Origin of the sequence: Paractinoplanes deccanensis (assembly GCF_016862115.1) — a bacterium.
Classification (GTDB): Bacteria; Actinomycetota; Actinomycetes; order Mycobacteriales; family Micromonosporaceae; genus Actinoplanes; species Actinoplanes deccanensis.
In genome coordinates this window covers 36,068-57,220 of record NZ_BOMI01000067.1, presented here as the reverse complement: position 1 = coordinate 57,220, position 21,153 = coordinate 36,068, and the positions used below count along the sequence as shown (strand labels likewise).

Genomic DNA, 21,153 nt, shown 5'->3' with positions numbered 1-21,153 from the left:
GCCCCGGCGAGGGCCCATCTCGTCCGCCCGCGGTCGGTCCTTCCGCGCCCCGGTCGTACCACGGATGTAGCACCTGAGTCGGACGCCGCGAGCGCCCGCGCTTCCTACGATGAGGGCGTGCCCCGGTTCGTGCCGCGCCGCTTTCTCGTCGACGCCGCCCTGGCGCTGGCGCTCCTCGCGCTGACCCTGGGGCCCGGCGCGGGGACCGGGCTGCTCGTCGACGGCAAGCCCGGGCTCGGCCTCCTGGAGCGCCTCGGCGTGCCGGTCGACGCCCCGTGGTGGCTGTTCGCCGGCCTGGTTCTCGCCGGCGTGCTGCTCCGGCAGCAACGGCCCGTCGCGGCGCTGGTGCTCGCCACCGCCGGCACCGCCGGCCATCTGGTCCTCCAGACGAAGCTCCAGCTGCTCGACCTGGCGCTGCCCCTGGTGCTCTACACGGTGGCGACGGTCGCCCGCCGCCGGCGGACGGCTCTCGCGCTGCTCGGCGTCACGATGCTCCTGACCTACGCGGCGATGCTGACCGGTCGCGCGGACGTGCAGCGGCGGGAGGCGAAGCTGTCCGGCAAGCAGGCGGCGCCGGTGGCCGGCCACCGGTTCTCGGCCGACGCGCTGGCCGACGCCGGCCAGGCGGTGCTCGAGATGTGGCTGTTGCTGGCGGTCGCGGTCGCCGCCGGCGACGGCATGCGCAGCCGGCGCGCCCACCTGGCGGCCGTCGAGCAGCGGACCGCCGACCTGGCCCGCGAGGAGCGCCAGCGGGCGGCGCTCGCCGTCGCGGCCGAGCGCGCCCGGATCACCCGCGAGCTGCACGACGTCGTGGCCCACGGCATGTCCGTGATGGTGGTGCAGGCGCAGGGCGCGGCGGCAGCCCTCGACCGCCATCCGGACCGCACGGCCACCGCGCTGCGGCACGTGATCGAGACCGGGCGCTCGTCGCTCGCCGAGATGCGCCGGTTGCTCGCCGCGGGGCGCGGCGACACGGCCGGCGACCCGGAGCTCGCGCCGCTGCCCGGCATCGGCGCGGTGCCGGCGCTGGTCGACCGGTCACGCTCCGCGGGCATGCGGGTCGAACTGCACGTCGAGGGCGTTCCGGCGGCCGTGCCGGCCACGGTCGACCTGTCGGCGTACCGCATCGTGCAGGAGGCTCTGACCAACACGCTCAAGCACGGCGGCCCGGGCGCCGGTGCGCGGGTGCGGCTCGCGTTCGGCGCCGAACGGCTGCTCGTCGAGGTCGCCGACGACGGCCGTGGCCCGGCCGAGGGCGCGGACGGGCGGGGCAACGGCCTGCGCGGCATCGCGGAGCGGGTGTCCATGCTCGGCGGTGACCTGGCGGCCGGCCGCGACCCCGGCGGCGGGTTCCGGGTGACCGCGACCCTGCCGCTGACCGTCCGCGATCCGCTGGCGGCCGACCGGTGAGCGTGCGGGTGGTCCTGGTCGACGACCAGACGCTGGTGCGCACCGGCTTCCGGCTGGTGCTCGACGAGACCGGCGACATCGAGGTGGTCGGCGAGGCGGCCGACGGCGCCCAGGCGCTGGACGTGGTGGCGCGCACCCGGCCGGACGTCGTGCTGATGGACGTGCGCATGCCGGGCCTCGACGGCATCGAGGCGACCCGCCGCCTGCGGTCCGCCGCCCACCCCCCCCAAGGTCATCATCTTGACCACCTTCGACCTGGACGAGTACGTGCTCGCCGGCCTCCGTGCCGGGGCCAGCGGGTTCCTGCTCAAGGACGCGCTCGCCGACGACCTGATCTCGGCGGTACGGGTCGTCGCCGCCGGCGAGGCGGTGGCGGCGCCCAGCGTGACCCGCCGCCTGATCGCCCACTACCTCGGCAGCAGCCCGTCCCGCGCGGCCGCCGCCGATCGGCTCGCCGCCCTCACCACCCGGGAGCGCGAGGTGCTGGCGCTGGTCACCCACGGCCTGTCCAACGCCGAGATCGCCGCCGCGCTCTTCGTCTCGGAGAGCACCGTCAAGACCCACGTCGGCCGCGTCCTGGGCAAGCTGGGCCTGCGCGACCGGGTGCAGGCGGTGATCGTGGGCTACGAGTGCGGGCTGGCGCCGCGTTAGTCCTGCTCGCGCAGCATCGCCCAGACGACCTTGCCCTCGCGGGTGGGCAGGGCGCCCCAGCCCTGCACGGCCGCCGTGATGATGCGCATCCCGTGGCCGCGCCCGTCGCCGGTCGCCGGCATGCGGGGGCTGCGGTCGTAGACGGCCAGGTGCAGGTAGGGGCTGCGGCGGGTGACCGGCCGGCGCACCTGCCCGCGATGCGAGATCACCACGTCGATCGGCGTGCCCGCGTGCACCACGGCGTTGCCGACCAGCTCGGTGGCGACCAGCCGCGCCCTCGGCAGCAGCAACGGCATGCCCCATTCCTCGCAGGCCGCGGTCACCAGCTGGCGGGCGGTGGCCGCCGACGAGGGGCGGGGATGCAGCTGAAGGCGCACCTGCGAGGTCGTGGTCCGATGGCTGGTGATCGCGGTGCGTGCGGAGCGGATCGACGCGTATCCGGGCATGTGCCGCAGCCCCACGGCCAGCTGCGGGGAGGCCATGCACGCCACGACGGGCACGGGCGGCTCCATGCGCTCGCCCTGCGCGGCCGCGGTCAGCCACAGCGACGTGCTCGCGCCCCGCGGATCCTCGAAGGCGGAGAGGTCGAGCACCAGCCCCGCCGGATGGCCCGCGAGACACTTGTTGATCATCCGGTACGACTCGAGCCAGACCTGCCGGTTCCAGCGTCCCCGCACCGCCATCTCGATGATGCCGGTGTCATGGTCCAGGACAGCCGTGACCGCCTCGACGTCAGCTTGTCGACCCACGGACCGGGCATATCACGGCCCTCGTGGGGCGGCCAATCCCCGGTAGGGGGCAACTTCCCGACCGCCGGGCGACGCCGCAGGTCAAGCGCCGGCCGGCGGGAACTGTCGGCAGGACGTCAGCCGGCGTCCTGCGGCGTCCCCGCGCGCCGGATGGTCTCGCGCACCTCGTCCGGCGGCACCTCATGAGCTCGGTACGCCGCCGCGGCCTCCCACTCCGCCGCGGCCAGCGTCCGGTCCCGCTCGGCGTGCTCGGCGGCCCCGGCCACCCGGTCGGTCATCTGGTCGTGGACGCGCGCGCTCATCTCCGCCGTACGCGCCGCCATCTCCGCGGAATCCGCCAGGCTCTCGAAGGACTCCGCCGCGCGATCATGCTGTTCGTCATGGGTGCCCATGACTCACTATGCACCAGTTCGGCGCACGCCGCCCGGTGCATGCCCGCCGTTCGGGCATACTCCGCGTGCCGACTGGTCCCGCGCGCTGGACGACCTGCACCGGGCGCTCCTGCCGGGTGCCACGCCGGCGTTCGAGTCGCGCAACCCGTCCGCGCGGGCCTGGGAACGATGGGCCCGCACCGACACGCTGCGCACCGTCGACGGCTCGCTGGGGTTCGCCGGACCGAGCGCGCTCCGCTAAGCGAGAACGAACGTTCTGTCCACCTCTGGGCGCGCCCCTGCTCCGGCGTGCCGAGAGACAGAACGAACGTTCTGTCTCGTGCGGGGCGGGAGCGGTCGGGCCGGCGCAGCCCGCCAGGGCTCCAGGGTTCGCCGCGCTATGGCCGTGCGACCACACCGCTACCGACGCCAGGCCACGATCGACCGGTGACCAGTTGCCTGACTCGGCGCCGCGGCGTGTCTGACGCGCCGGGTGGCCGGTCCGCGAAGCGGGCCGGCCACCTTTCTTCGAGGGGGCGGAGGGAAGGCTCTATTTCACCGAGCCCAGGGAAAGACCCTGGACGAGCTTGTCCTGGGCGGCGAAGCCGGCCACCAGCACGGGCAGGGACACCACGAAGGCGGCCGCGCACAGCTGGGCCAGGAACAGGCCCTGGCTGGTGACGAAGGCGGTCAGGAAGACGGGTGCCGTCTCCGCCACGGTGGCTGTCAGCACGCGGGCGAAGAGCAGCTCGTTCCAGCTGAAGATGAAGCAGATCAGCGCCGTGGCGGCGATGCCGGGGGTGACGACGGGGGCGATGACCGAGCGCAGCGTCTTGATCAGGCCGGCGCCGTCCATGGAGGCCGCTTCGAGCATTTCGACGGGGACCTCGGAGAGGAACGAGCGCATCATCCAGACGGCGATGGGCAGGTTCATCGACGTGTAGAAGACGATCAGCAGCCAGATGTTGTCGAGCAGGCCGGTGTTCTGGGCGAACAGGTACAGCGGCAGCAGGCCCGCGACGACGGGGAGCATTTTGGTGGAGAGGAAGAAGAACAGGACGTCGCTCCACTTTTGCACGGGCTTGATCGACAGGGCGTACGCGGCGGGGATGGCGAGCACGAGCACCAGGGCCGTGGAGACGATGCTCGCCGTGAGCGAGTTGAGCAGGGGCGGCCAGGGTGAGGCGCCGCCGGAGAAGAACTCGCGGTAGCCCTCCAGGGTCAGCGGGGCGAAGACGGACGGCGGGTTGGTCGCGGCGTCGGCCTCGGAGTGGAACGACGTGAGGACCATCCAGAGGACCGGCAGCACGAAGAGGATGCCGACCACCCAGGCGAGCAGGGTGAGCCAGGCGCCGCCGCGTTCGCGGCGCTTCTTGACGGGCTCGCCGCGCTGGTCGCGCGTGGCGGGCACGGGACCGGTGGTGGTGACGCTCATCGACCCGCCTCCTGCCTGAAGAGCGACGAGACCGTACGCAGGGCGAACGTCGCGATGATGATGGTGCCGAGGACGACCACGACCGCGGCGGCCGAGGCCCTGCCGTAGTCGTGGGCCTGGTAGAAGATCTGGTAGATCGTGTACGGCAGGTTGGCCGTGCCGAGGCCGCCGGACGTGATCGTGAAGACCGCGTCGAAGTTCTGGACGATGTAGATGGAGCCGAGCAGCGCGCCCAGCTCCAGGTACTGCCGCAGGTGGGGCAGCGTCATGCTGGTGAAGATCTGCCAGTTGTTCGCGCCGTCGATGCGGGCCGCCTCGATCACGTCGAGCGGGCGGCCCTGGAGGCCGGCGAGCAGGATCAGCATCATGAACGGGGTCCACTGCCAGACCAGCGAGAAGATGACCGCCCACAGCGGCATGTTGCTGATCCAGTCGGGCTGGGGTGGGTTGTCCGAGCCGAACAGGCCCCAGACCCAGGTGAGCGCGCCGTTGAACAGGCCGTACTCGGGGTTGTAGAGCGCGTGCTTCCAGATCAGCGCGGCCGCCACGGGCACGACCAGGAACGGCGCGATCATCATGGTGCGCACCGCGCCGCGTCCCCGGAACTTGCGGTCGAGCAGCAGGGCGATGCCGAGGCCCAGGATCAGGCTGATCAGGACGACGCCGGCGGTCAGCAGGATCGTCGTCCACACCGCGTCGCGCATGTTCACGTCGGTGAACACGCGCACGAAGTTGTCGAAGCCGGCGAAGCCGCGCTCGTCGGGGTAGTACGCGTTCCAGTCCATGAACGAGATGACCAGGGTGGCCACGAACGGCAGCTGGGTCACCACGATCATGAAGATCAGGGCGGGCATCAGCGGCGCGCGGCGCGCCCAGGCGGAGGTGCGGCGGGCCACGCCGGGTGGCGGTGTCTCGGCGGTGCCGGCCCGGGACTTCTCGGCGACGGAAGTCATGGTCATCCCTCCTGCCGTGACTGGTAACGCTCGGAGACGTCCTCGGCCAGCCGCTGCCCGCGTTCCAGCGCCTCGTCCACGCTCATCTGGCCGGCGATGGCCGAGCTCACGTACTGCGACACCTGCGTGCCGAGGTCGGTGAACTCGGGGATGTCGATGAACTGGATGCCGATCGCGGGACGCGGCTGCACGCCCGGGTTGCGCGGGTCGGCGCTCTCGATCGCGGCCTTGGTGGGCTCGGCGAAGGCGGACGCCACGCCCAGGTAGTCCTGGTTCTCGTAGGTGGAGGCGCGCTTGCCGGCGGGGACGCTGGACCAGCCGACCTGCCGGCCGACCAGTTCCTCGTACTGCTTGCTCGACGCCCACGAGATGAACTTCCAGGCGTTGTCCTTCTTCTCGCTGGCCTGCTGGATGCTCCACGACCAGGCGTAGAGCCAGCCGGAGGACTTCGTCCGCTCGACCGGCGCGGCCACGTACCCGATCTTGCCCTTGACCGGGGAGTCGTCCGCCTCGAGCGAGCCGGCGGCGCTGGTGGCGTCGTACCACATCGCGACGTTGCCCTGGATCAGGTTGTTCAGGCATTCGGTGAAGCCGGCCTGCGGGGCGCCGTTCTCGCCGTGCGCCCGCACCAGGTCCACGTAGAACTGGGTGGCCTGCTTGAACTCGGGCGCGTCGACCTTGGCGGTCCAGTCCTTCTCGAACCACGTGCCGCCGAAGGTGTTGACCACCGTGGTCAGCGGGGCGAAGATCTGGCCCCAGCCGGGCTGGCCGCGCAGGCAGATGCCGCGCATGCCGGGCTGTCGGTTGTCGACCCGGGCGGCGATCTCGGCGACCTGCCGCCAGGTCGGATCGGCGGGCATCTGGACGCCGGCCGCGTCGAGCACGTCCTTGCGGTACATGAGGAACGACGACTCGCCGTAGAAGGGCTCTCCGTAGAGCTTGCCGTCGTCGGCGGTCAGCGACTGGGTCATCGGCGCGAGGATGTCGCCCTGGTCGAAGGCGGTGTCCGCGGCGACGTAGCCGTCGAGCGGGGCGATCCACTTCGACTTCGCGTAGATCGGGATCTCGAAGTTGCTCAGCGAGGCCACGTCGTACTGCCCGGCCTGGCTGGAGAACTCCTGGCTGATCTTGTCGCGGACGTCGTTCTCGGGCAGCACCGTGAAGTTGACGTTGATGCCGGTCTCACGGGTGAAGTGGTCGGCGGTGAGCCGCTGCAGATCGATCATCTGCGGGTTGTTCACCATCAGGACGTTGATGCTGTTCGGGCCGCCGCCGCCCGGGCCGCCACCCCAGCCGGCGCACCCGGTCAGGGCCAGCGTGGCAACGGCGGAAGCGGCGAGCACAGCGCGGATCTGCCTGCCTGACATGGGGCCTCCCCATCGAGGCCCGGCGCCCTGTGACGCCGGTTACACCGGACCTCAGTAGATGCCTGAGATCGACACAATGTCAACCGTTCGTCACGTTACGTTGAAGGAACGGGCAAAAGCGGATGGGGCGGACGTCCTAACTGGAGGTCACCCGCGCCTCGTTGCCGAAGACCGCGACGACGTCACCCGGGTGCAGCTGGCGGCCCCGGCGCGTGTCCACCTCGCCGTTCACGGTCACGTCCCCGGAGGCGATGAGGACCTTGCCCTCTCCCCCGGTGTCGATGAGGTCGGCGAGCTTGAGGAACTGTCCGAGTCTGATCATGTCGCCGTCGATGGGAACGTCTCGCATGGGGCCATCATGCCGCGTGCCGCGACGAAAACTTTGCCGGACTCGTTGAACCTTTCCCGCGTGTGATCCGAACTACCCCCCGTGAGGCCCTTTCTCCTGACACACCGCCACCTGGCCCGCCGCGCGGGCGTCCCCGCCGCCGCCGCGCTACTCGGCGCGCTGATCGCGACCCCGGCCCTGGCCGACGTGACGGTCTCGCCCGCCACCGCCCCGCAGGGCGAGGGCGAGAACCTGACCTTCCACGTCACCAACACCGGCACCCAGCCGATCCACACGATCACGCTGAGGCTGCCGGCGGACACGCCGGTCGCCGAGGTCTATCCGCTCTCCGTCGACAACTGGGCGCCGAAGATCGAGATGAAGGACCTCTCGACGCCGCTGCCCACCATCCACGGCGACACGAAGGCCACCGAGACCGCGGCGTCGATCACCTGGCTGGCGATGCCGGGCAAGGACCTCGCCCCCGGCAAGGGCACCGACGTCCGCGTCGCGATCGGGCCGCTGCCCACCCTGTCGTCGATGCGGTTCACGGTCGCCACCACGTACGCCGACGGGAAGGCCGGCCCCGCGATGCCGCCGGCGGACCTGAAGCTGACGCCGGGCACCGGCGGGGCGCCGGCCGGGCACAACGCCCACGGCGGGAGCACCGCGACGACCGGCACGAGCGACGCCGAGGCGCAATATTTCGCCCAGACGGTCGCGGACGCCGAGCGCGGCACGTCGCTCTGGGCGATCGGCGGCTGGGTCGTCGCCGGCCTGGTGCTGCTCGGCGGCGCCGTCGTGATGTTCCGCGGCCGGCACCGCGCGGCCGAGGACGACGACGAGCCCGACGAGGAGGAGACCAAGGCCGAGGACCAGAAGGAGCCCGTCACGGCCGGCTCCGGCAAGTGGGCCTACAAGGGCTGACAGAAGACTCCCGCGCTGGTGGACGCGGGAAACCGTCGTGACGACGCGCGTGGGGCGCGGCTCACGACCGGCGGGTGGGGCCGTTGGGCACGGCCCGCGACTCGCGGACGAGGGGTGGGGTTTCGTGACCCCACCCCTCGAGCACGCTCAGACGGAGACGGTACGGGGTGACTTCAGGGCCTCGACGATCTCGCGCTCGACCCGTTCGGCGTCCTCGTGCGGCACCTGGCAGGTGCCCGCCGCGACGTGACCGCCACCGCCGTAGCGCAGCATCACCTCGCCGACGTCGACCGGTGAGCTGCGGTCGAGGATCGACTTGCCGCAGGCGAAGACCGTGTTGAGCTTCTGCCGGCCCCAGATCACGTGCACGGAGACGCGCGACTCCGGGAACAGCGCGTACACCATGAACCGGTTGCCGGCGTGGATGACCTCCTCGTCGCGCAGGTCGACCACGACCACGTCGCCGTCGAGCCGGCTGACCCGCTTGAGCTGCTCGACGAAGAGGTCGTACTGGCTCTGGAAGAGCTCGGCGCGCTCGGCGACGTCGGGCAGGGCAAGGATCTCGCCGACGTCCTGGTGCTCGATGCACGCGTCGATGAGCTGCATCATGAGCTGGTAGTTGGAGATCCGGAACTCGCGGAAGCGGCCCAGCCCCGTACGGCTGTCCATCAGGAAGTTGAGCAGGGTCCACCCCTCGGGGTGCAGGATGTCGTCGAGCTCGTAGTGCGCGGAGTCGGCCTGGTCCACCGCGCGCATCAGGTCGTCGGAGACCTTGGGGAAGCGGGCGGCGCCGCCGAAGTGCTCGTAGATCACCCGGGCGGCCGACGGGGCGTCCGCGTCGATGACGTGGTTCGCCAGGTTGCCCTCGTTGCGCAGGGTCTCGGAGTGGTGGTGGTCGAACACCATGTGCGCGCCCGGCGCGTACGGCAGATTGGTCAGGATGTCGTTCTCGGTGACCTCGACCTCACCGTCCTGGACGTCCTTGGGGTGGACGAACTTGATCTCGTCGATCATGTCGAGGTGGCGCAGCAGCACCGCGCAGACCAATCCGTCGAAGTCGCTACGGGTCACGAGCCGGTACTTCACGGGGGCCCCCTCAGGCGCGCGGACTAGTTCACCCTATTTTGCCACCTTTGTCGCTGTATCCCGCGTCGCATCGAGGGATGGATCTGAACCGCACGGGGTCAAGTCTGCGTAGGGTTTTCCCGGACGGTCACGACGGTCGGAGGACACGCACAATCATGGACAACGTCCCTCAGCTCATCCAGGAGCGCAGCGCACCACCCGCCACGCTGGTGATCTTCGGCGCGTCGGGTGACCTGACCCGGCGCAAGCTGCTCCCGGCCGTGGAGAGCCTCGCGCGGCACAACCGCCTGCCCAGCGAGTTCGCCCTGGTCGGCGTGGCCCGCACCCCGATGGAGGACGAGCAGTTCGCGTCCAGCGCGCTCACCGGCCCCTCCCTCTCGGACAAGCCGCAGCTTCAGGGCGGCATCCGGTACGTGTCGGGCGGCTACGACGACCCGGAGACGTACAAGAGGCTCGCCGAGACCCTCGACGAGCTCGACGCCCAGCGCGGCACGTCGGGCAACCGGCTGTTCTACCTCTCGACGCCCGCCGAGGCGTTCGAGCCGGTGATCAACGGGCTGGCCGGCGCCGGGCTCAACCGGGCCCGCGAGGGCTCGTTCTCGCGGCTGGTCATCGAGAAGCCGTACGGCCGCGACCTGACGACGGCGCGCGAGCTCGACTCCGTGGTGCACGGCGCGTTCGACGAGCCGCAGGTCTTCCGCATCGACCACTACCTGGGCAAGGACACCGTCCAGAACGTGCTGGCGCTGCGCTTCGCCAACTCGATCTTCCAGCCGATCTGGGACCGCTCCTGGGTCGACCACGTGCAGATCACGGTCGCCGAGACGCTCGGCGTCGGCACCCGCGGCGGCTTCTACGAGCACGCCGGCGCCATGCGCGACATCGTGCAGAACCACGTGCTCCAGGTGCTCGCGCTCGCGCTGATGGAGCCGCCGGCGTCGTTCGGGGCCGAGGGCCTGCGCAACGAGAAGGCGAAGCTGCTCCAGGCGATCCGGCTGCCCACCAACCGCGACATCGCCGACCTCGCGGTGCGCGGCCAGTACACCCGCGGCGGCACCCGCGACGAGCTGATGGCCGGCTACCGCGAGGAGGTCGGCGTCGACCCGCTGTCGCGCACCGAGACGTACGCGGCGATGCGGCTCAACGTCGACAACTGGCGCTGGGCCGGGGTGCCGTTCTACGTGCGCACCGGCAAGCGCCTGCCGGCCCGGGTGACCGAGGTGGCGCTGCAGTTCCAGCGGCCGCCGCACCTGCCGATCCCGGCCAACCAGCTCACCGACCTCGAGGCCGACGCGCTGATCCTGCGGATCCAGCCCAACGAGGGCATCTCGCTGCGGTTCGGCGCCAAGGTGCCCGGGCACTCGTTCCGGGTGCGCACGGCGAGCATGGACTTCTCGTACGAGCAGACGTTCGCCGAGGAGTCGCCGGAGGCGTACGAGCGGCTGCTCCTCGATGCCCTGCTCGGCGACCCGACGCTGTTCATCCGCACCGACGAGGTCGAGCAGTGCTGGCGGATCGTCGACCCGATCATCGAGCACTGGGAGAACGACCACTCCCCGATCCCGACCTACGAGGCCGCCTCGTGGGGCCCGGCCGACGCCGACCGCCTGATCGGGCGCTCGGGCCGGGCCTGGAAGAACAGCATCTAGGCGGTTTTGCGCGCCGCGAGGGCCTCCAGGGCCCTCGCCGCGTGGTCGTTCATGTTGGTCTCGGAGTGGATGACCTCGAGGATCGTACGGTCGGTATCGATCACGAAGGTCATCCGCTTCGTGCTGAGCGGGCCCAGCGGAAGCTTGCGCTTGACGCCGAGTTTCGCGGCGACGCTGTTCTCCGGGTCGCTGAGCAAGGGGTAGTCGAAGGCGTGCTTGTCGGAGAACTGCTTCTGCTTCTCGACGGCGTCGCGGCTGATGCCCACACGCTGCGCGCCCGCGTCGCGAAACTCGGCGGCCAGGTCGCGGAAGGTGCAGGCCTCGGCGGTGCAGCCGGTGCTGAGCGCGGCGGGATAGAAGAACAGGACGACGGGACCGTCGGCGAGCAGCGTGCTGAGCCGGCGCGGCACCCCGTCCTGGTCAGGGAGCTCGAAGTCGTCGACGACATCACCCTTGTTTGCCATGGCAACAAGCTACTGCCCGGTAGCCGATTCGGCCATTGGTGCCCGCCTCCCCTAGGCTGAGAACTCCATCGAAGCCCCACCGAAAGCGACACCCCCCATGCAGGTCTCGGTCGCGCACCACCCCCCGAACACGGCCGTGCTGGTGCTCCGCGGTTCCCTGGACATCGACACCGCGCCGGCGCTCAAGGCGAATCTCAACCGGCTCGTCGAGCGCCCCTCGCCCCGGATCGTCGTGGACGTGTCCGGGCTCGACTTCTGCGACTCGATGGGCGTGGGCGTACTGGTCAACGCGCACGCCCGGGCCACCGAGCGCGACGGCTGGGTGCGGCTGGCCGCGCCGTCGGCCTTCCTGCGGCGCCTGTTCGACACGCTCGGCCTGACCGACTACCTGGCGCTGTATCCCGACGTGGAGGCCGCCCTCAAGGAGTAGGAGCCTCCACGCCGGGAAGGGTCAGCTCGTCACGCCGAAAACGATGCGGCCGAGGGTGTCCTCGGTGCCGGTGAAGCCCTCGGCGGGGAGGAAGGCGCTCTCGCCGAAGTCGACGTCGAGGTCGTCGGCGGTGCCGCCCACCCCGTCGGGGCCGACGCCGAAGAGCGTGGCGAAGCCGGTGCCGCCCGCGTCCATCAGGTTGGGCAGCGCGTCCTGGTTGTCGGTGTGGAAGTCGCCGAAGAAGTGCCCGGCCTCGTGCGAGATCACGTTGCTCAGCGCCTGGGCGACGAAGCGGATCCGGTCGCTCTGCGGCGTGAGGTAGCGGTTGAGCGAGGCCGCCGAGTCGGTGCCCGGCGCGCTGAGCACGTCGAGCAGCACGAGCGCGGTCTCCTCCGTCTCGAAGTTGCCCGGATCGATGCTCTGCGCGATGCCGATCGTGTCGACGCCGGACTCCTCGATGGTGCCGCCGACCACCACCCGGCTGACGTTCGCCTTGCCCCACGGGTCGGCGTTGTCCTTGCTGTTCGCGATCTTGATCTTGAAGCGGGTGTTGAGGCCGCTCTCCTCGAGGTCGTGCTTGATGTTCTCGGTGACGCCCGCGACCACCGCGTCGATCACCGCGTCCTCGTCGGCGCGGGTCAGGCCCCAGCTCGTCAGGAACGCCGAGAACGCCGTCAGGTCACGGTTGCCCGGCCCGCCGAACACGCCGGTGTTCACCCGCGCGCCGTCGAAGTCCAGGTAGAGCGTCTGCACCGGCTTCGCGCCCTGGAGCACCGGCCGGTACGCCTCGACCGTGACGTCGTACGCCCCGGAACCGCTCGCGACGCCGATGTAGTGCCATCCGGCCTTGGTGGCCACGTAGTCGGTGACCGCGTTGCCGCCCGCGGGCAGCGGCGAGTCCACCGGGTAGATGAACGACGCGTCCTGATCGGAGCCGTGCACCTCGCGCGGCACGGTGTCGTACACGGTCAGGTAGGTCGCCGAGCCCTTGACCGAGCCGCCGATGATGTCGCCGGGCCGCAGCTTGACCGCGAAGAAGTCCTGGTCGACGCCGCCCGAGGTCAGGGTCAGGGTGTACGGGCCCTCGGTGGGCGGCGTGGGGTCGCCGATCCCGCCGCCGCTGCCCGAGTCGAACGGGTCGGCCGGCAGCCCGCCGTACGCCGAGACGGCCAGGTAGAACGTGCCCCCGGTGGTGACCCGGTAGGAGATGCGGCTGTCGATGCCGGTGAAGTCGTCGTTGACGGCGAGCACGGTGCCGTCCGGGGCGAAGAGCTGGAGCACGGTGTCCAGCGGCCCGGTCGGCGTCGCGGTCGTGATGGTCAGCACCTTGCCCGCCGGCGCGGTGAGCTTGTAGAAGTCGAAGTCGTTGCTGCCGTCGCCGGTCTGCCGCCCGTGCGGCCCGTCGCCGATCTGCGACTCGATGGTCGCACCGCTGCGCCCGGAGCCGATGCCGGTGTCCCCGGCGAGCGGGATGGCGCCGTTGTCCTCCGGCGGCGCGGCCACGGACGGCGTGGACACGGCCTCGTTGTCCAGGCTGCCGAGGATGCGGATGTTCGGATACTGCCCGGCGGCCGTGCCGTACCCGGTGATCCGCTGGGCGTTGACCGGCACGTCGTTGCCGCCGGACGTGCCGTCGAGCTCGTCCTCGTCGACCACGACGGCGGGCGTCGCGGCCTTCAGCGCGGCGGTGGTCTTGGCGCGCTGCGCCTGCTTGGCCTTGGCCTGGGTCTTCATGTAGTTGGCCCAGCCCGAGTAGTCGACGGTGGCCGCGTCCTCCACCTCGGCGAGGTACGGGTTGGGCCCCTTGGGCCTCGCCCCGTACGGCGCCTTGGGCACGATGCCCACGCCCACCGCGAGCGACGCCTTGTCGGCCGGGCTGAGCTCGCCGGGTCCGGGCGCCGGTTCGGCGTTCGCCGCGCCGGGCGTGATGAGCGCCAGGCCGAGCGCGGCAGCGGACAGGGCGGCGATGCTTCGTCGCATTCAGGTCCCCCTTCGTCCCGGCCGTGGCCCCCGCCACGGCCGGCAATCAGGACGTTACTGAAGACGACCATCAATATCTATGTATGTCGATAATGGTTAACACACGTGTATCGCCGCGCTCCGGCGTTCCACTACTCCCGCCCGAACACCAGATCGAGATGGTGGCGCAGCACGGCGACCGCCGCGTCCCCGTCACGCTGACCGCCGAGGACGCTCGACGTGAGCCCGTTGGTCAGCGCGAGCAGGGCGGCCGCGGCCAGTTCCGGCTCCGGCCGGCCCGCCGCCCGCAGCTGCGTGGCCAGCAGGTGCTCGAGCCGATCCGGGTGCGTGGCGCCGTGCCGGGTCAGCTCCGGCTCGGCCAGCACCAGGCTGTAGAACGCCGCCCAGGTGCGCGCCAGCCGCACGCCGTCGGCGTCCAGGGGCAGCACGGCGAGCAGCGTCTCGGCGACGAACTCGCGCGGCGGCGGTGGCCCGCCCAGCGCCAGCAGCCGCGCGCGCACCCGTTCGCCCAGCTCCTCGGCGAGATAGCCGAGCGCGCCGAGCAGCAGCTCGTCCTTGGTGTGGAAGTAGTACTGCACCAGCCGCAGGGAGACTCCCGCGGCGGTCGCGACCTCCCGCATGCTCGCGTGCTGAAGCCCTCGCTCCTCGGCGATGCGCAGCAGAGCGCCGGCGATGTGCCGCCGGCGCTCCTCATGATCGACGCGCTTCGGCACCCCGCACCCCCTCGGCCTTCATGATACGTTCGTACCATGAAGGCTGTTGACCGCATCAGCGACTTCACCAACGACCGCGCCCGGCAACGATTCCATACCGCCTACGACGAGGCGCTGGCCCGGCTCTGGCCCGAGCCGCCGACCCCGATTCCGCTGCGGACCAGCTACGGCGAGGCGGTCGCCTACCGCACCGGCCGGGCCGACGGCACGCCGATCGTCCTGCTCCCCGGCGCGGGTGGCAGCGCCCTCACCTGGTACCAGTACGTCGAGCGCCTCGGCCGCCACCACCCGGTCATCGCGCTCGACCCGGTCGGCGAACCCGGCCGCGCCCGGCAGACCCGCCCGATCGCCGACGCCCACGACGCCGCCACCGCCCTCGCCGAGACCCTCGAAGCGCTCGGACAGCAGCGCGTCCACCTCGTCGGCATGTCGTACGGCGGATGGACGGCGCTGCGCCACGAGCTGGAGCATCCCGGCCGCGCGGCCAGCCTCACCCTGCTCGACCCCGGCGGCCTCGGCCGCGTCGGCGCGCGCTTCTGGGCCTGGCTGATCGCCGGCGGGCTGGCCGGCCTCACTCCCCGCCCCGTCCGCCGCCGCCTCGCCGGCCCGGTGCGCAACGCGACCCTGCGCGACGACGAGCTGATGCCGTTGCTCCCGCTGACCATGGCGTTCCGCCGCCGCCTGCCCGTGCCCGCCGCGCTGACCGACGAGGAGCTCGGCCGCATCGCCACCCCGACGCTGATCCTGCTGGGCGAGCACAGCGTCCTCTACCCGGCCCCCACCGTCGCGGAGCGCCTCGCCCGGGTCATGCCGCACGCTCAGGTGCGCATCGTCCCCGGCGCCTCGCACGACCTGCCCGTCCACTCGCCGGCGCTGGTGGCCGACGGCATCGAGGCGTTCCTGCCGGCGTGACCGCGCGCTCTGCTCCCGTGCCGCTCAGACGAGCACGGCGATGGGCTCCACCAGGCCGACCCCCGACGCGAAGTGACGCAGCCGGATCGCCATCGACTCGCTGAGCACCTCGCCCTGGCGGATCAGGACGAGCCCGTTGGTGGTCAGCACGTCCTGGTCGACGACCATGCCGACCATGAGCTCGGCGCCCGTCACCCGCCGCGGCTTGCGGACCTGCGCCGCGGCGTAGACCTTCAGGATCCGGTCGACCAGCTGCTTCGGATATCCGGTCAGGTCGGCCGCCGCCGTGACCGGCGGCCGGCCGCCGTCCACACCGACGAGGAACGCGACGGCCGTGGCGTACGGCGCCTGGTCCTCGTCCATGCCCTCGGGCGGCTCCGGGCCGAAGACGACCGGCTGCTCGGCGACCCAGCCGGCCACCCGCTCCAGCCGCGGGATGCGCCGGATCAGGTCGTACGCGAGCCGCGGATGGCTTCGGAACAGCTCCAGGTTCTCGGGGTCGAGCTCCTCGCCGCTGCGCACCCTCGCCAGGACCGGCTCGGGGATGGCCATCAGGCCCACCTGACCGAGCATCGCGGCGATCCGTGGCTCCCACGCCTCCGGCGGGGCGATCGCGTCGACCAGGACGCGCAGCCGCTCGGTGCGCGACGCGGCGAGCGGGTTGGTCGCCTTCATCAGGTCGGTGAGCAGTTCGACCGCGCCGTCGAGGGTGCGCTGCAGCAGCTCGCGCTCGGCCATCACCAGCCGGTGCTGCTCCAGGGCGGCGTCGAGGGCGCGGGTGAGGTCGGCGGGGTCGCAGGGCTTGGTGAGGAAGCGGAACAGGTTGCCGTCGTTGACCGCGGCGATGGTCGAGGTGAGCTCGGCCTGGCCGCTGAGGATGATCTGGACCGAGTCGGGGCTGGCCACGCGGGCGCGGGCCAGGAACTCGGCGCCGTCCATGCCCGGCATCTTCATGTCGGAGACGACCACGGAGTACGGCTCCGGCACCTCGGCGATGCGGGTCAGGCCCTCGGCGCCGGACGTGGCCGGGTCGATCTGGTAGCGGCCGTGCAGCGTCCGCCGCAGCCCGTCGAGGATTCTCGGCTCGTCGTCGACCATCAGGATGCGCTCGGCCACGCGGGCAGCATATGTCCGCCGCCTTCCGGCATGTTGCGGAATGTCCTCAACTCTCCGCGGCGGCGGCCGATCGGAAATCCGGGACCACGGCTACTCCGGAGGTAGACATGTCGACGCTGACAGCACCCCGCACGGGCCATCACACGGCCGTGGCGTCCGCCGTCTCGCACGAGAGCGACCCGTCGGCCGCCGTCGCCGAGCTCGCCGCCGCGCTCGGCTCCCGGGCCGACCTGTACGCGGTCTTCGTGGCACCCGGCTACGACCTCGGCTCCATGGGCGCCGCGCTGAAGGATCACTTCGGCGACCGGGTGATCGGCTGCACCAGCTCCGGAAACATCGGACCGCACGGCTACGACCGCGCCGGGATCTGCGCCGTGTCGTTCACCGGCGGCCTGCGCGCCCGTACCGTCACGGTCGGGCCCCTCGACGACGCGCCGGGCGCGGTCGAGCGGGCGGCCGCCGACCTGGCCGACCTGCGCTCCGGGGTGGGCGACAGCGAGAGCTTCGCGATCCTGCTCACCGACGGGCTGATCCGCAACGAGGACCTGCTCGCCGCGAACCTGATGGCCGCGCTCGGCGACGTGCCGATCATCGGCGGGTCGGCCGGCGACGACCTGACCTTCCGGCACACGGCCGTCTACCACGACGGCGAGTTCACGGCCAACCTCGCCACCGTCACCATCGTCTGCACCGACGCGCCGTTCCGGCTCATCCGCCTGCAGCACCACGAGACGACCGACACCATCCTGATCGCCACCGACGTCGACCCCGATCTGCGCGTCATCCGAGCCTTCAACGGGCGGCCGGCGGCGCAGGCGTACGCGGACGCGGTCGGCACACACGTCACCGAGCTGAACCCGACCATCTACTCGAAGCACCCGCTGCTGCTGAACGCGGGCGGGTCCAGCTGGGTCCGCAGCATCGCCGCCGCGAACGCCGACGGCTCGCTGAGCATGTTCGCGCGGGTGGAGGTCGGTGACGTCCTGCGCGTCGGCCGCCCGATGGGCATGCTCGACAAGCTGGAGCGCCAGTTCACCGACATCGAGGCCGAGCTCGGCCCGATCAGCGGGATGCTCGCGTTCGACTGCGTCCTGCGGCGCCTCGAGTTCGAGGAGCACCAGCTCGCCGACCGGGTCGGCGCGCTCCTCGCCGAGCACGGCGCCGTGGGGTTCAGCACCTACGGCGAGCAGTTCAACGGCATGCACATGAATCAGACCCTGGTGGCCGTGGCCTTCGCCTGAGGAGCCGACGAACATGGTGGACACCGGCACGATGGCCGGCGCGCAGTCGGCCGACGAGCTGCGGCGGACCGTCGAGGAACAGCGGCGCACCATCGAGGCGCTCGTCATCGCCGCCGAACGGCGCACCACGGCCGAGCCGGACAGCGCCGCGCTGGCGACCTGGCAGCGCAACCTGACGCTCCAACGGCGACTCGTCGAGCGCACCGAGCGCATCCGCGCCGCCGAGCAGCTCCTGCGCGCGGTCACCGACTCCATCGACGCCGGGCTGTGCATCCTCGACGACGACGGCCGGATCGTCGACACCAACCAGGTATGGGGCGCCATGCTGGCCCGCGTGCCCGGCGGGACGTTCGACGAGACCTGCTTCTTCGATCTCGCCGCCGACCGTCCCGACGGGCTGGGTGCCCTGCTGCGCGATGCCGCCGACGACGTCCGTCACGTGCTGGCCGGAGAGCCCGGCCGTCCCGCGCCCAGCCACGAGGTCGAAACCCGGCAGGGACCGCGCTGGTGGCGGATGCGGGTCGATCCGGTCCGTGGTCACGGGGCCGCCCGGGCCGTCCTGACGCTCACCGACGAGACCGAGGCGGTGCACACGCAGGAGGAGCTGCGCCGGGCGACCCGGGAGGCCACCCGGCTGGCGCCCGTCGCCCGGCACATGGAGGAAGCGGTCGTCATCTCGGACGCCGAGGGCCGCATCGAGTGGGTCAACGACGCGTTCACCGAGATGAGCGGCTACACCCTTGCCGAATGCGAGGGCCGCCAGCGGGTGGACATGCTCGGCGCCGAAGACGTGGCCGAGGTGGACATCGAGGCCCTGGCCGAGCGCGGATCGCAGGTGTTCCCCGAGTTCGAGACCCGCACCAAGGACGGCCGCCGGCGCTGGCTGCGCGTCGCGCTCTACCGCGTCGTCGACGACGACGGGATCGTGCGCTGGGTCACCATCGAACGCGACGTCACGGTCCGCCGCAACGCCGAGCAGGCCAGCCTCGCCGCCAAGGAGAGGGCCGAGGCGCTCGCCCACGAGCTGTCGGTGGAGAAGGCCGTCCTGACCGGCGTGATCTCGTCGATCCCGCACCTGATCTTCTGGAAGGACGCCCGCGGTCTCTACCAGGGACACAACACCGCGTTCCTGTCCATGCGCGGCCTCACCGCGGACACCGACCTGACCGGCAAGCTCGAGACCGACATCGGCGTGCAGGACGACCTCGGGCCGATCCTCGCCGAGCTGGAGGCCCAGGTGCTGGCCAGCGGCGAGCCCGTGGTCGACCACCACGTCACGGTCTCCGGCGGGGACGGCCCCCCGCGCACGATCCTGATGAGCGTGCTGCCGCAGCCCGACGCCGGCGGGGTGATCGGCATCGGCGCGGACGTCACCCGGGCCAGCGACCTCGAGCGCCAGCTCAACCAGGCCAACCGGCTCGAGGCCATCGGCCAGCTCGCCGCCGGCATCGCCCACGAGATCAACACACCGATCCAGTTCGTGTCGGACAACACCCGCTTCATCGAGCAGTCGTTCGGCCAGATCCTGGAGGTGCTCCAGGAGGCGGAGACCCGCTTCGCCGGCACCGACGAGGCGTTCGCCGAGCGGCTGCGCGACATCGATCTGGAGTTCCTGCTCGCCGAGGTGCCGACGGCGATCACCGAGTCGCTCGAAGGGCTCAGCCGGGTGGCGCAGATCGTGCGGGCCATGAAGGACTTCTCCCACCCCGGGCACGGCCGCGGCGACGTCGACGTCAACCGGGCCGTGGAGAGCACTTCCCAGGTCGCCCGCAACGAGTGGAAGTACCACGCGGAACTGACCCTCGAGCTCGGCGACGACGTCGGCCTGGTGCCCTGCTACGAGGGCGAGCTCAAGCAGGTCATCCTCAACCTCATCGTCAACGCCGCGCACGCCATCGAGGCGGCCGCACCCCAGCGCGGAGGCGGGCTCGGGCACATCAGGATCCGCACCTCGCGCACCCCGTCCACTGTCGAGATCGCCGTCAGCGACGACGGCACCGGCATGGACGAGGCCGTCCGGCAGCGCATCTTCGACCCGTTCTTCACCACCAAGGAGGTCGGCAAGGGCACCGGTCAGGGGCTGAGCATGGCGTACGCCAGCATCGTGCAGAAGCACGGCGGCACCATCCACGTGGACTCCAGCCCGGGCGCCGGCACGACGTTCACCGTCGCCATCCCGCTCGTGCCGGAAGGCCAGGCCGGATGACCGTCGCCCGGCCGCGCGTGCTGCTCGTGGACGACGATCCCCGCATCCTGGCGGGCCTTCGGCGGCAACTGCACCGCCGGTACGAGGTGGTGACCGCGCCCTGCGGCGAGGAAGGGCTCGCGGCGATCGCCGGCCAGGACCCGTTCGCGGTGGTCATCAGCGACATGCGGATGCCGGGCATGGACGGGGCCACGTTCCTGGCCGAGATGCGCGCCGCCGCGCCCCGCACCACCCGGATCCTGCTCACCGGCCAGACGGAGCTGAGCGCCGCCATCCGCGCCATCAACGACGGGCAGGTGTTCCGGCTGCTCGACAAACCGTGCCCGCCCGAGGTCCTGGACCGGGCCTTGGAGGACGGGGTCACGCGCTACCGCACCGCCTGCGAGGAGCACCGCCTGCTCGCGTCGGCGATCAGCGACCGCCACGTCCTCGCCGGCGCCGCCGATCCGCTCGTGCGGCCGGGCAGCACCGAGTACGAGCTGTGGTACCAGCCCATCGTCAGCCTTCCCGCCGGTCAGGTCACGGCCGTCCAGGCTGTGCTGCACGGGGGTGAGCCGCGGCCGGAGCCGGGACCGCCGGCGCGGCGATGGCCGGCCGCGGAGCCGACCATGCCGCTGCGCCGGTGGGTGATGGCCGCCGCCTGCCAGGAGGTCGCCTCCTGGCCGCCGCTCACCGCCGCCGGCGGCATGCGCGTCCATCTCCGGATCGGCACGGACCACCTGAACGACCCGCTCATGGCCGACGACCTGGCCCGGACGTTCGTCCTCAGCGGACTGCCGCCCGAGCGCGTGGTCATGGAGATCGACGACACGGTGACGATCGGCGACGCCGAGGTCGAGCAGCGGCTGCGGGCGCTCGGCGTCTGGGGCGTCGGCCTCTGCCTGGTCCATTCCCGCGACGATCTGCTCGAGGCGTGCCTGACCAGCGGTATCGCCTTCGGCGGCGTCAAGCTGACCGACGTGGCCCTGATCGATTCGCCGGGAAGCGCCGGAGTGCTCGCCACGGTGCGCCAACGGGGCCTACGGCTCGCGATCGACGGGATCCGCACGAGCGAGGAGCACCACCGGGCCGTCGCCGCCGGATGCACCGCCGCGCAGGGGCCCTACTACGGCGGCGACGCCAGCCCGAGCACCCTGCTGACCGGCCTCGCCGACCTCCACTGACC

20 protein-coding genes and 1 pseudogene are annotated in these 21,153 nt (G+C 71.6%); 10 read left to right on the top strand and 11 right to left on the bottom strand.

Translation table 11 applies throughout. From position 1 onward, the window contains the following. The first annotated feature begins 117 nt into the window (after positions 1-117). Positions 118-1,410: a sensor histidine kinase gene (locus tag Ade02nite_RS18125; protein WP_203764342.1), complete on the top strand. Its 1,293-nt coding sequence runs from the start codon at positions 118-120 to the stop codon at positions 1,408-1,410. Then, positions 1,407-2,061, top strand: a pseudogene (locus tag Ade02nite_RS18120) (response regulator transcription factor). Before Ade02nite_RS18125 ends, Ade02nite_RS18120 begins: the two are co-directional and overlap by 4 nt. Here the strand turns inward: Ade02nite_RS18120 and Ade02nite_RS18115 are convergent. Beyond that, entirely contained in the window at positions 2,058-2,810 is a 753-nt protein-coding gene (locus Ade02nite_RS18115; RefSeq protein ID WP_203764340.1) for an ATP-binding protein, read from the bottom strand. The pseudogene Ade02nite_RS18120 and the gene Ade02nite_RS18115 sit on opposite strands and share 4 nt — an antisense overlap. Positions 2,811-2,926: 116 nt before the next feature. Next, positions 2,927-3,202 (bottom strand): hypothetical protein, encoded by a 276-nt coding sequence (locus Ade02nite_RS18110; protein WP_203764326.1) that lies wholly within the window; start codon positions 3,200-3,202, stop codon positions 2,927-2,929. Between Ade02nite_RS18110 and Ade02nite_RS18105 the strand changes: the two genes are divergently transcribed. Further along, on the top strand, positions 3,201-3,443 hold the full coding sequence (locus Ade02nite_RS18105; RefSeq protein ID WP_203764324.1) for a hypothetical protein: 243 nt from the start codon (positions 3,201-3,203) through the stop codon (positions 3,441-3,443). The two genes, Ade02nite_RS18110 and Ade02nite_RS18105, sit on opposite strands and share 2 nt — an antisense overlap. Before the next feature lie 288 nt (positions 3,444-3,731). On the opposite strand, the gene Ade02nite_RS18100 is transcribed toward Ade02nite_RS18105, so the two are convergent. The 4 genes from Ade02nite_RS18100 to Ade02nite_RS18085 form a co-directional block, all read right to left on the bottom strand. Next, positions 3,732-4,616, bottom strand: coding sequence for a carbohydrate ABC transporter permease (locus tag Ade02nite_RS18100; RefSeq protein WP_239168851.1), 885 nt, complete (start codon positions 4,614-4,616; stop codon positions 3,732-3,734). After that, positions 4,613-5,569 carry a carbohydrate ABC transporter permease gene (locus Ade02nite_RS18095; RefSeq protein ID WP_203764322.1) on the bottom strand — a complete coding sequence of 319 codons (957 nt, stop codon included), beginning with the start codon at positions 5,567-5,569 and terminating at the stop codon, positions 4,613-4,615. Before Ade02nite_RS18095 ends, Ade02nite_RS18100 begins: the two co-directional genes overlap by 4 nt. Positions 5,570-5,571: 2 nt before the next feature. Next, positions 5,572-6,936, bottom strand: coding sequence for an ABC transporter substrate-binding protein (locus Ade02nite_RS18090; protein ID WP_203764320.1), 1,365 nt, complete (start codon positions 6,934-6,936; stop codon positions 5,572-5,574). 136 nt (positions 6,937-7,072) lie between these two features. Further along, positions 7,073-7,285 carry an RNA-binding S4 domain-containing protein gene (locus Ade02nite_RS18085; protein ID WP_203764318.1) on the bottom strand — a complete coding sequence of 71 codons (213 nt, stop codon included), beginning with the start codon at positions 7,283-7,285 and terminating at the stop codon, positions 7,073-7,075. 81 nt (positions 7,286-7,366) lie between these two features. Here Ade02nite_RS18085 and Ade02nite_RS18080 point away from each other — a divergent pair, with 81 nt between their 5' ends. After that, positions 7,367-8,191, top strand: coding sequence for a DUF1775 domain-containing protein (locus Ade02nite_RS18080; RefSeq protein WP_203764316.1), 825 nt, complete (start codon positions 7,367-7,369; stop codon positions 8,189-8,191). Between the two features lie 147 nt (positions 8,192-8,338). On the opposite strand, the gene Ade02nite_RS18075 is transcribed toward Ade02nite_RS18080, so the two are convergent. Further along, complete coding sequence (locus tag Ade02nite_RS18075) at positions 8,339-9,277, bottom strand: DHH family phosphoesterase (protein WP_203764314.1); 939 nt, start codon at positions 9,275-9,277, stop codon at positions 8,339-8,341. Positions 9,278-9,432: 155 nt separating this feature from the next. Between Ade02nite_RS18075 and zwf the strand changes: the two genes are divergently transcribed. Further along, the gene (zwf, locus tag Ade02nite_RS18070) at positions 9,433-10,926 is read left to right on the top strand and encodes a glucose-6-phosphate dehydrogenase (protein ID WP_203764311.1); all 1,494 of its coding nucleotides are present in this window, start codon (positions 9,433-9,435) and stop codon (positions 10,924-10,926) included. Here the strand turns inward: zwf and Ade02nite_RS18065 are convergent. After that, positions 10,923-11,390 carry a peroxiredoxin gene (locus Ade02nite_RS18065; protein ID WP_203764308.1) on the bottom strand — a complete coding sequence of 156 codons (468 nt, stop codon included), beginning with the start codon at positions 11,388-11,390 and terminating at the stop codon, positions 10,923-10,925. The two genes, zwf and Ade02nite_RS18065, sit on opposite strands and share 4 nt — an antisense overlap. A 97-nt stretch (positions 11,391-11,487) precedes the next feature. On the opposite strand from Ade02nite_RS18065, the gene Ade02nite_RS18060 reads away from it, so the two are divergent. After that, positions 11,488-11,820: an STAS domain-containing protein gene (locus Ade02nite_RS18060; protein ID WP_203764299.1), complete on the top strand. Its 333-nt coding sequence runs from the start codon at positions 11,488-11,490 to the stop codon at positions 11,818-11,820. Positions 11,821-11,841: 21 nt separating this feature from the next. On the opposite strand, the gene Ade02nite_RS18055 is transcribed toward Ade02nite_RS18060, so the two are convergent. Continuing rightward, complete coding sequence (locus tag Ade02nite_RS18055) at positions 11,842-13,800, bottom strand: PPC domain-containing protein (protein ID WP_203764297.1); 1,959 nt, start codon at positions 13,798-13,800, stop codon at positions 11,842-11,844. A 131-nt stretch (positions 13,801-13,931) separates the two neighbouring features. Then, entirely contained in the window at positions 13,932-14,513 is a 582-nt protein-coding gene (locus Ade02nite_RS18050) for a TetR/AcrR family transcriptional regulator (protein ID WP_203764295.1), read from the bottom strand. A 36-nt stretch (positions 14,514-14,549) separates the two neighbouring features. On the opposite strand from Ade02nite_RS18050, the gene Ade02nite_RS18045 reads away from it, so the two are divergent. Then, positions 14,550-15,425, top strand: coding sequence for an alpha/beta fold hydrolase (locus tag Ade02nite_RS18045; RefSeq protein WP_203764293.1), 876 nt, complete (start codon positions 14,550-14,552; stop codon positions 15,423-15,425). A gap of 24 nt (positions 15,426-15,449) precedes the next feature. On the opposite strand, the gene Ade02nite_RS18040 is transcribed toward Ade02nite_RS18045, so the two are convergent. Next, positions 15,450-16,541, bottom strand: a complete 1,092-nt coding sequence (locus Ade02nite_RS18040; RefSeq protein ID WP_203764289.1) for a response regulator — start codon at positions 16,539-16,541, stop codon at positions 15,450-15,452. Between the two features lie 107 nt (positions 16,542-16,648). On the opposite strand from Ade02nite_RS18040, the gene Ade02nite_RS18035 reads away from it, so the two are divergent. From Ade02nite_RS18035 to Ade02nite_RS18025, 3 genes are read left to right on the top strand one after another with little or no spacing between them, the layout of a single operon-like run. Continuing rightward, on the top strand, positions 16,649-17,782 hold the full coding sequence (locus Ade02nite_RS18035) for an FIST N-terminal domain-containing protein (protein ID WP_203764276.1): 1,134 nt from the start codon (positions 16,649-16,651) through the stop codon (positions 17,780-17,782). Positions 17,783-17,795: 13 nt separating this feature from the next. After that, entirely contained in the window at positions 17,796-19,988 is a 2,193-nt protein-coding gene (locus tag Ade02nite_RS18030; RefSeq protein WP_203764262.1) for a PAS domain-containing sensor histidine kinase, read from the top strand. Then, positions 19,985-21,151 carry an EAL domain-containing response regulator gene (locus Ade02nite_RS18025; RefSeq protein WP_203764254.1) on the top strand — a complete coding sequence of 389 codons (1,167 nt, stop codon included), beginning with the start codon at positions 19,985-19,987 and terminating at the stop codon, positions 21,149-21,151. Before Ade02nite_RS18030 ends, Ade02nite_RS18025 begins: the two co-directional genes overlap by 4 nt. The last annotated feature ends 2 nt before the right edge of the window (positions 21,152-21,153 follow it).

What these genes read in the sequence shown, in the direction of transcription:
- Ade02nite_RS18085 (WP_203764318.1), bottom strand. Translation starts at nt 7,285, where the DNA reads ATGCGAGACGTTCCCATCGACGGCGACATGATCAGACTCGGACAGTTC.
- Ade02nite_RS18095 (WP_203764322.1), bottom strand. Translation starts at nt 5,569, where the DNA reads ATGACTTCCGTCGCCGAGAAGTCCCGGGCCGGCACCGCCGAGACACCG.
- Ade02nite_RS18060 (WP_203764299.1), top strand. Translation starts at nt 11,488, where the DNA reads ATGCAGGTCTCGGTCGCGCACCACCCCCCGAACACGGCCGTGCTGGTG.
- Ade02nite_RS18105 (WP_203764324.1), top strand. Translation starts at nt 3,201, where the DNA reads ATGACTCACTATGCACCAGTTCGGCGCACGCCGCCCGGTGCATGCCCG.
- Ade02nite_RS18100 (WP_239168851.1), bottom strand. Translation starts at nt 4,616, where the DNA reads ATGAGCGTCACCACCACCGGTCCCGTGCCCGCCACGCGCGACCAGCGC.
- zwf (WP_203764311.1), top strand. Translation starts at nt 9,433, where the DNA reads ATGGACAACGTCCCTCAGCTCATCCAGGAGCGCAGCGCACCACCCGCC.
- Ade02nite_RS18065 (WP_203764308.1), bottom strand. Translation starts at nt 11,390, where the DNA reads ATGGCAAACAAGGGTGATGTCGTCGACGACTTCGAGCTCCCTGACCAG.
- Ade02nite_RS18030 (WP_203764262.1), top strand. Translation starts at nt 17,796, where the DNA reads ATGGTGGACACCGGCACGATGGCCGGCGCGCAGTCGGCCGACGAGCTG.
- Ade02nite_RS18025 (WP_203764254.1), top strand. Translation starts at nt 19,985, where the DNA reads ATGACCGTCGCCCGGCCGCGCGTGCTGCTCGTGGACGACGATCCCCGC.
- Ade02nite_RS18090 (WP_203764320.1), bottom strand. Translation starts at nt 6,936, where the DNA reads ATGTCAGGCAGGCAGATCCGCGCTGTGCTCGCCGCTTCCGCCGTTGCC.
- Ade02nite_RS18110 (WP_203764326.1), bottom strand. Translation starts at nt 3,202, where the DNA reads ATGGGCACCCATGACGAACAGCATGATCGCGCGGCGGAGTCCTTCGAG.
- Ade02nite_RS18055 (WP_203764297.1), bottom strand. Translation starts at nt 13,800, where the DNA reads ATGCGACGAAGCATCGCCGCCCTGTCCGCTGCCGCGCTCGGCCTGGCG.
- Ade02nite_RS18035 (WP_203764276.1), top strand. Translation starts at nt 16,649, where the DNA reads ATGTCGACGCTGACAGCACCCCGCACGGGCCATCACACGGCCGTGGCG.
- Ade02nite_RS18045 (WP_203764293.1), top strand. Translation starts at nt 14,550, where the DNA reads ATGAAGGCTGTTGACCGCATCAGCGACTTCACCAACGACCGCGCCCGG.